The organism is Nocardia farcinica, from assembly GCF_029867845.1.
Classification (GTDB): Bacteria; Actinomycetota; Actinomycetes; order Mycobacteriales; family Mycobacteriaceae; genus Nocardia; species Nocardia farcinica_A.
The window spans coordinates 1-8,280 of record NZ_JARWRU010000068.1 but is presented as its reverse complement, the minus strand read 5'-3'; the positions used below and the strand labels follow the sequence as shown (position 1 = coordinate 8,280).

Annotated in this window: 9 protein-coding genes; 5 read left to right on the top strand and 4 right to left on the bottom strand. The window is 71.7% G+C overall.

Annotated features, from left to right (window positions below; translation table 11 throughout):
• The first annotated feature begins 301 nt into the window (after positions 1-301).
• The gene (locus tag QH283_RS01150) at positions 302-1,723 is read left to right on the top strand and encodes an FAD-dependent monooxygenase (RefSeq protein WP_280501160.1); all 1,422 of its coding nucleotides are present in this window, start codon (positions 302-304) and stop codon (positions 1,721-1,723) included.
• Here the strand turns inward: QH283_RS01150 and QH283_RS01145 are convergent.
• From QH283_RS01145 to QH283_RS01130, 4 genes are read right to left on the bottom strand one after another with little or no spacing between them, the layout of a single operon-like run.
• Positions 1,702-2,382: an HAD-IA family hydrolase gene (locus QH283_RS01145; RefSeq protein WP_280501159.1), complete on the bottom strand. Its 681-nt coding sequence runs from the start codon at positions 2,380-2,382 to the stop codon at positions 1,702-1,704. The genes QH283_RS01150 and QH283_RS01145 overlap by 22 nt on opposite strands.
• Positions 2,379-3,374 (bottom strand): ScbA/BarX family gamma-butyrolactone biosynthesis protein, encoded by a 996-nt coding sequence (locus QH283_RS01140; RefSeq protein WP_280501158.1) that lies wholly within the window; start codon positions 3,372-3,374, stop codon positions 2,379-2,381. Before QH283_RS01140 ends, QH283_RS01145 begins: the two co-directional genes overlap by 4 nt.
• A gap of 48 nt (positions 3,375-3,422) precedes the next feature.
• Positions 3,423-5,255 carry an ABC transporter substrate-binding protein gene (locus tag QH283_RS01135; protein ID WP_280501157.1) on the bottom strand — a complete coding sequence of 611 codons (1,833 nt, stop codon included), beginning with the start codon at positions 5,253-5,255 and terminating at the stop codon, positions 3,423-3,425.
• Positions 5,248-5,982: an ABC transporter ATP-binding protein gene (locus tag QH283_RS01130; protein ID WP_280501156.1), complete on the bottom strand. Its 735-nt coding sequence runs from the start codon at positions 5,980-5,982 to the stop codon at positions 5,248-5,250. The genes QH283_RS01135 and QH283_RS01130 overlap by 8 nt, the downstream gene beginning before the upstream one ends.
• A gap of 22 nt (positions 5,983-6,004) precedes the next feature.
• Between QH283_RS01130 and QH283_RS01125 the strand changes: the two genes are divergently transcribed.
• The 4 genes from QH283_RS01125 to QH283_RS01110 all read left to right on the top strand — a co-directional run.
• Positions 6,005-6,550: a septum formation family protein gene (locus QH283_RS01125; protein ID WP_432420637.1), complete on the top strand. Its 546-nt coding sequence runs from the start codon at positions 6,005-6,007 to the stop codon at positions 6,548-6,550.
• 13 nt (positions 6,551-6,563) lie between these two features.
• Positions 6,564-6,914, top strand: coding sequence for a metallopeptidase family protein (locus QH283_RS01120; RefSeq protein WP_280501155.1), 351 nt, complete (start codon positions 6,564-6,566; stop codon positions 6,912-6,914).
• A gap of 243 nt (positions 6,915-7,157) precedes the next feature.
• Positions 7,158-7,481: a PE domain-containing protein gene (locus tag QH283_RS01115; protein WP_280501154.1), complete on the top strand. Its 324-nt coding sequence runs from the start codon at positions 7,158-7,160 to the stop codon at positions 7,479-7,481.
• Positions 7,482-7,518: 37 nt separating this feature from the next.
• Positions 7,519-8,280, top strand: a 762-nt coding sequence (locus QH283_RS01110; RefSeq protein WP_280501153.1) for a PPE domain-containing protein, incomplete at its 3' end; no start/stop codon positions are given.

The following is an 8,280-nucleotide window of genomic DNA, read 5'->3' as shown; positions in this document are numbered from 1 at the left end:
CCTACGGGGGCGCCCCCCCCCCGGGGCGGGGGGGGGGGGCGGGGGGGGGGGCCCGCGGGCCCGACGGCGGAGCCCGGGACGGGTTCGGCGGCGCTGCCGGTTTCGGTGGTGATGTCGGCTGAGGACATGAATCTCCCTGGGGCAGTGGGCGGGCAGGGTTCGGTGGACGCGGCGACCGACGTTGTCACCACTAGGTACTAGAACATTAGTAGCTACTATGACTCTCGTACAAGGGTTCCGCGCACCGGCCCGACCGGATCGCGCTGCCCCGCACCGGCCGTCCCGCACGAAGGAGCACGCGATGACCACGGCGAACCACCCCCTCACGAACACCCCGCAGGCGAGCGTGGACACCGACGTCCTGGTCGTCGGCGGCGGACCGGTGGGCATGCTGGTGGCCGCCGAACTGGCCCTGCAAGGGGCAGAGGTGGTGCTGGCGGAGACGCGCACCGAACCGGACGAGCGGCCGAGGGCGGGGACGGTGCACGCCCGCGCCCTGTCGCTGCTGGCGCGCCGCGGCTACCTGCCGTCCAGGACCCCGGAGGAGATCGCCCACGATCCGCACGGGATCGTGCGCACCCGTTTCCAGTTCGCGGCCGAGCCCGTGCTGACGATCAGCGCGCCGAGCGTGGAACCGGCGCCCATCGCCGGCATCCCGCAGGCCCGGCTCGAAGTGGCCTTCGAGGACAGGGCGGCCGCGCTCGGCGCGCGAATCCTGCGCGGCCACACCGTGACAGCGCTGTCGGCGGGCCCCGGCGCGGTGCTGGCCGAGGTGGCCGAACACTCGGGCGGACGGTCGCTGCGCATCCGCGCCCGCTACGTCGTCGGCGCCGCCGGCGCCCGCGGTCTCGTCGCCCGCACCGGCGATTTCCCCGCGACCACCTTCCCGGCGACCATGAACGCCATCGCCGCGCTCGCGGTCGCCGAGCGGCCGGGCGAGATCCCGCCTGGCTGGCATGCCACCCCCACCGGCTGGACCATGCACAATCCGAACCCCTTCGGCGCGGCGCGGATCATCGCCATGGACTTCAGCGGGCCGCTCGGGCGGCGGCCCGAACCCACCGAGGCGGAGTACCGGCGGCGGCTGGCCCACGTGCTGGGCGCCGAGCCCGCGCTGGGCGCGGTCACCCACACCACCCGGTTCAGCGACCACGGCCGGTTCCGCACCAGGCTGCGCGACGGCCGCCTGCTGCTGGCGGGCGACGCCGCGCACAGCCACTATCCGCTGGGCGGACAGGGCCTCAACACCGGCATGCAGGACGCCTTCGCGCTGGGGTGGCGGCTGGCCGCCGTGCTCGCGGGCCGCGCCGACCCGGGTGTCCTGGACGACTATTCGCGTGAGCGGGTGGCCGTCGCCGCCGCCGTGGTCGGCAACACGGTGCTGCAATCGCGGATGATGAACCCGCGCGATCCCGATCTGCGGGACGCGGTGCTGGCGATGCTCGCCGTTCCCGCCGTCCACGACGCGGTGGCCGAGCTCATCAGTGGTCAGTTCCAGCCCGGCTTCCAGCACGACCTGGTGGTGACCGGGCCGGACGGCACGGTCACCACCCTCGCCGGGCTGTTGCGCGCGAGCCGGTTCGTGGCGATCCGGCCCGACGAGCACACCCCGGTGCCGGACGCCCCGGCCGACGCGCTGGTGGTGACCGGGAAGGTCACCCCCGACCAGGTCTGGACCACCGCCGTGATCCGGCCGGACGGCTACCTCGCCGCGACCCGGTGAGGCCATCGCGCCAGCACCTCGCGCACCTCGGCGCCGGCCTGCTCGGCGGTGTGGAACCGCACCGCCGTCCAGCCCGCCGCTCGTGCGGCCGCGCAGTTCTCGGCCAGGTCGTCGACGAGCACGCACCGTCCGGGCTCGACGCCCGCCTGTTCGGCGGCCAGGGCGAAGATCTCCTGGTCGGGCTTGCGGTAGCCGACCTTGCAGGAGTCGACCAGGGCGTCGAGCACGTGGTCGAGGTCGATCATGGGCCGCCAGTAGGGCTCCCACTCGACGACGTTGTTGCTCAGCACCCCGACCCGTGTGCCGCTCTCCGCCAGCTCGATCGCGAAATCGCGCACAACGGCGTTCACCCGGTGCCCGGCGAACCACTGCCTGCCGAAATCCGGTTCACTGCGCGACAGGTCGAGTCCGGGGGCCTCGGCCCTGATCACCGCGTGCAGCCGGGCGATCCACTCGCGCTCGTCGAGCAACGCCAGTTCGATCGGGGCCAGCGGCGGCAGCCCGTACTGGGCCCCGACCTCGGCGATGGCGTGCTTGAACAGCGCCACCGGAATGCCGGTGACCTGCTCGTAGCGCCCGAACAGCTCGTCCAACGGCGGGGACAGCACGCCACCGAAATCGAACCAGACGAACGGCGCCGCCGTCTTCCCCGCGCTCACTGGACCATCGTCCAGACATCGGCCGGGCGGAAACCCAGCTCGACCTCGCCCGCGGCGACCACGTCCACGCCCTGCACCAGGCTCACCCGCGCCCGCGCGCCGCCCGGCTCGCCCGGCGCCCGTTCGACGGTGGCCTTGGCGACGGTGTCCCGTTCGAATTCGGCGAATCTCAGGAATTCGATGGTCAGCCGATGCATCACCATGCGGGTGGTGTCGAGGCCGAGCACGGCGTTGGCCGCGGCCATCGCGACCTGTCTTGCCGCCTCGAACTGCAACATGCCGGGCACGTGGTCGAGGGCGTGATCGAACAGCGAGGGGTGGTTGGTGTCGATGATGGTCAGCGCGCTCAGTTCCTCGCCGGCCAGGGCGGGATTGGCGAGGATGGCGTTGCGCGGGTTGTGCCTGCCGACGGCGCCCGGTCGCATCCGCGCCACCGGCAGCTGCTCCGGGATGCTGTGCTGCGCGGGCAGTCCCAGCGCGCCCCGGCCGCGTTCGCGGATGCGCGCCCACACCGGGGCGGGCATCCACTGGTAGACCATCACCTCCCTGGCGGCCTCCTTGCCCTCGATCTCGGCGACCATCTCCAGCGACAGCCCGACGACCCGGTCGTCGCGGCGCTTGTCGGCCACCACCCTGGCCTCGATCACGCAGTGCCCCGGGCAGTTGCCGATGCGCAGGATCTCCGGGTCGGCGATGGCGAAATCGGCGGAGCCGAAGATGAACTTCTCGCCGCGCGGCACACCGAGGAAGGTGTGCGCGTAGTAGATCGCGACCTGCCGGAACACCTCGATCAGCAGCAGCGGGTCGTAGGTGGTGGCGGTGCCGCGGTGGTCGCTGAAATACGAGTGGTTGCGCGGCAACTGGGCGGCGAAGACCGCCCCGTCCGGTGTAGGCTGGGCGTCGGTGAGGAACACCTCGGCGATCGATTCGCGGTGCACGATGCCGCGCGGGATGTTGCGGTCGAAGGTCAGGGTGTGCGTGGCGACGGTCATGATCGAGCCTTCCTGGAACGGTGAGTCTTTCCGGTGGCAGACGGCTGGTCAGCGGACGGCGATGTCGTATGCCCAGGCGTTGACGGTGTTGCGGGGCGGGTCGAACAGGGTGGTCAGGTTGTGGATCGCCGAGGTCGCGGCGAGGCTGTTGCGGTCGGTGTAGAGCGGGATGGCCACGGCCTGGTCGAGCAGACGGGCGGTGAGCTCGTCGAACAGCTGCTTGCGCCGGGCCCGGTCGGTGGCTTTGGTGGCGTCGATGAGCAGCCGGTCGATCTCCGGGTCGGCCAGTTTCGCGCCCGCCACGATGGAGCCGAGGGTGATGCCGTCGACCTGCCCGTACTTCAGGTCCGGCGTGGTCGAGCCGTAGGCGCGGTTGAACTGCAACGACAGGTCGAGGCCGCCGACCTGGCGGGGGAAGGCCTCGTACTCGTTGCGCGCCAGCAGGTCGTAGACCTGGGCGTTCTCCACGAACTGCAATTCCACTCTGATGCCGAGGTTCTGGCGCAGCTCGGCCTGCCAGGCCTTCAGGAAGTCGTCCTCGGGATAGGTGGGGACGGTGGCGAGCAGGCGGACGAGCAGCTGCTTGCCCGCGGCGTCGGTGCGGTAGCCGTCGGCGTCGGCGCCGGTCCAGCCCGCCTCGTCGAGCAGGGCGCGGGCGGCGGAGAGGTCGGCGCCGCCCTGGTTCTCGTACTTCGGGTCGTAGAAGGCGCTGTCGGGGGAGATCAGACTCCACGCGCGCTGCTGGGTGCCCTTGGTCAGGCTCTGCACCACCGCGGCGATGTCGACGCCCTTGGTGATGGCGCGGCGGACCCGCACATCGGCGGTCGGGCCGTTGGTGACGTTGAGCATGATGACCGTCGGCGAGGCGGCCGAGCCGATCTGCTCATACCGGAATCCGTCGACGCCGTCGAACAAGCCGATGTCGGTGGCCTTGACGGTGCCGACGGCGTCGACCTCGCCGCTGCGCAGCAGCCCGGCACGGGTGCCGGCATCGGGGATGTACTTGACGACGAGTTCGTCGACATAGGGCGCGCCCTGGTGCCGCGCGGTGGCCGGGCCCCAGTTGTAGTCGGGGTTCTTCCGGTAGCGCAACTCCTGGCCCTGGACCGCGTCCGTCAGCACGAACGGGCCGCTGCCGACGAGCCCGGCGCCGCTGGTCAGGGTCTCCTTGTCGGCGTTCAGGCTGCTCGGCGCGACGATGGCGCCGCTGAGCCCGGCCAGGGTGGACAGGAAGTCCGCGCGCGGGGTGCTCAGGGTGATGCGCACCTTGTACGGCTCGAGCACGTCGACCGCGGAGACGCTGGAGTACTGCAACAGGCCGAGCACCGTCCACGACGGACCGTTCGGATCGCGCAGGTGATCGATGGTGGCCTTCACCGCGTCGGCGTCGAACTTCTCACCGTTGTGGAAGATCACGTCCTCGCGCAGGGTGAACTCGTAGACCAGGCCGTCGGGCGAGACGGTCCACTCGGTGGCCAGCCAGGGGTGGAATTCCTCCGCGCGGTCCTCGGCGATCAGGCTGTCGAAGCTGTTGCGCAGCACCTGGGAGGCGTCGAAGGCCGCGCCGTAGTGCGGGTTCAGGCCGCGCGAGGGGTAGGTGGGCAGGGCGATGGTGAAGGTGCCGCCCGGCCGCGGGTCGGTGGTCGGACCGCCGCCTGCGCTGCCGGGTTCGGGATCGGCGGCGCAGGCGCTCGCGGCTGCGACGACGCCCGCCAGCAGCAGGGCCAAGGCCCGGCCGGGACGGAAACGGCGGCGCGAGCCGCGCCCGGCGGGACCGCGCTCGATGCAGGTGTTGTCGCCGCCGGGGCTGTTGTCGCCTGGGCGGCGGCCGGGGTCGGCGCCGAGTCTGCCGATGATGTCGATTCTGAGGCGATTACGCACGCACATCGCTTTCTGTGGCGTCCGGCGCGGGCAGGCGCGGGACGGAGTCGAGTAGTGCTCGGGTGTAGGGGGAGGCCGGTGCGGTGAAGACGTCCTCGGCCGGGCCGGATTCGACGACGACGCCGCGATGCAGCACCAGCAGGCGGTGACAGATCTGCCGGACCACGGCCAGGTCGTGGGAGATGAACACGATGCCGACGCCGCGTTCGCGGGCGAGTTCGGCGATCAGCGCGAGGATCTGGGCCTGCACGGAGATGTCGAGCGCGGACACCGGCTCGTCGCACACCACCAGTCGCGGAGCCGAGCCCAGCGCCCTGGCGATGTTGACGCGCTGACGCTGTCCGCCGGACAGCTCGCGGGGATGACGGTCGGCGCAGTCGGCGGGCAGGTGCACCGCCCGCAGCAGCTCGGCCACCTCGGCGCGGCGCTCCCGCCTGCCGACGCGCAGGGCGACCGCCTCGCCGATGATCTCGCCGACCCGGTAGCGGGGGTCGAAGGAGCCGGCCGAATCCTGGGCGACCAGGCCGATCTGCCCGGGCAGGCGGGTGGCACGGGTCAGGTCCGTCGCCCCGAAACGCAGCGCGCCCGCGTCGGGTTCGGTCAGCCCGGTGACCATCTTCGCCACCGTCGACTTGCCCGAGCCGGATTCGCCCACCACGCCGAGCACCTCGCCCGCCCTGACCTCGAAACCCACGTCCTGGACCGCGGCCACCGAACGGCCGCGCACGCGATAGGACTTGGTGAGCCCGGTGGCGGTGAGGATCGGCGCGGCCGTGGCGGGCGGGCCGGGCCCCCCGCCCCCCCCCGGCCCCCCCCCCCGCGACCAGGACCAGTCCAAGATCTTCGAGCCCGGCACCTGCCTCGGCATCAACCAGAACCTGCCCACCGACCCGGTCGAGTGCGCGCAGGAGCATTCGGTGGAGATCGTGGCCTCGGTCGATCTCGGCGCCCACTTCACCGGCGGCCCGCCCGCCAAGGCCGATCAGGACAAGTACGTCGAGCAGCAGTGCACCGAGGCGGTCAACGCCTATCTCGGCTCGCCGGAGGCCATCCGCAACAAGACGCTGACGCTGTTCTTCGACTACGTGGACGCGGCGAGCTGGCTGGCGGGCAGCCGCAAACTGGACTGCATGATCGGCAAGGGCACCGACCGCGAGGGTTTCGCGCCGATCGTCGGCACGGCCAAGGGCGACATCCTGATCAACGGCGAGGCCCCGGTGCCGCCGCCGAACACCGGCCGCTCCACCCCCACCCCGCTGCCCGGCGCGGCGCCGCTGCCGCCGCAGCCGCGCTGACGAGCCGGGCGCGATGGCCGTCGTCATGTCCGAGGAGCGGTTCGAGGAACTGGTCTCCGACGCCCTCGATCTGATCCCGCCCGAATTGACCAGCGCCATCGACAATGTGGTGGTTCTGGTCGAGGCGCGCGATCCCGAGGAGCCGAGCCTGCTCGGCCTCTACCGGGGCATCGCCCTCACCGAGCGCGACAGTCATTACGGCGGTTCGCTTCCCGACACGGTCACCATCTACCGCGAGGCGATCCTGGACATCTGCGAGGACGAGGAGCAGGTGGTCGAGGAGGTCGCCGTCACCGTGATCCACGAGATCGCGCACTATTTCGGCATTGACGAGGAGCGGCTGCATCAGCTGGGATGGGGGTAGATCTTCGGCACGGTCGCCGATCCTCCTCGCGCGGCGGGGAGTTGGGGGCCCGAAAGGGCGGCTGGCAAGATCTTCACGAGGGAGGGGATTCGATGGAACCGATCGCGGCGCCGTCGCGTCCAATCACTCGTAGGGGGAATTCTCGGTTCGTCCACAGGAGTTCCGCCACGTCGAGCACCGCGCGGTTGCGGTCTGCCCGCAGCGGCAGACCTCGAACGGACAGCCACTAGAAGGAGTCGAGTAATGGTTGGCCACGTTTCCATCACACCCGAGCTCGTTCTCGCCGCGGCGGCCGAGCTGGATCTGCTCGCCGAGCGGCTCGCGGGCGCGGCCGGGTTCGCCGGCCCCGCCACCCACGTGCTGCCCTCCGGCTCCGAAGAGGTCTCCCTGCTGGCGGCGCACCATTTCAACCGGGCCGCGGCCACCCACGACGGCGCCATCGCCCAGGCCATCCTCGAGCTGCACCACGCGGCCGCCGTGCTGCGCGTGCAGCTGGGCACGCACGTCGTCGAGGACGTGGCCAAGGCCGGCGTGATGCAGGCCGTCGCCGGAACCATCGGAGCCTGACGGCTCACGCGGATCGTCGAACAGGGGAGACACAAGCATGACGCTAGGTATCACCGGGGTCTTCTGGCTGCCACGCATGGCCGAAGCCAACTCCGTCACGCTCAACGCGGGTGCGCGTGCGGTGCCGATCTCGGCCGCCTCCACCTCGTGGGGCACGCTGACCGCCGCCTGGACGGACGCCACCGCCACCCTCGTCCGGGTGATGGCCGAACTCGGCATCGGCATGCAGGGTGTCAACGGCATCGCCGCGCTCGCCCGGCTGGTCCAGTTCACCTCGTGGACCGCCGAGCAGAGCGCGCTGGCGGCTAGCATGAGCGCCAAGGCCGCCACCAACGCCACCGCCTACACGGTTGCCTCGATCGCCATGCCGAGCCTGCCCGAGATCGCCGCGGTGAACGCCGCCGTGGTGGCCTCGGCCAACCCGCCCGGCGCGGTGTCGGGCGCGCTGGAGGCCGCCGAGGTCGCCAAGACCGCGATGGACGTGCGTGCCGCGTTGGTGATGGAGACCTACGAGGCCGCCACCACCGCCGTGGTCACCACGCCGGGCGAGTTCCGCCTGCCGCCGCGCATCGCCGAAGGCGCGGGCACCGCCGACGCGGCCTCGGCCGCGCAGAGCTCGTTCCAGGATGATCCGTTGCAGACGGCGGTGGCGGGCGCGGTCTCCGCGCTCAACCACGCAGGCGCGCTCAACCACGCGGCCAACGTGGCGACCACCGTCGCGAGCAGCGGCGCGAGCACCGTGGGCAACCTCGGCGTCGGCGCCATCGCCGCGGCCGCCAACAGCGCCCCGGCGATGGCC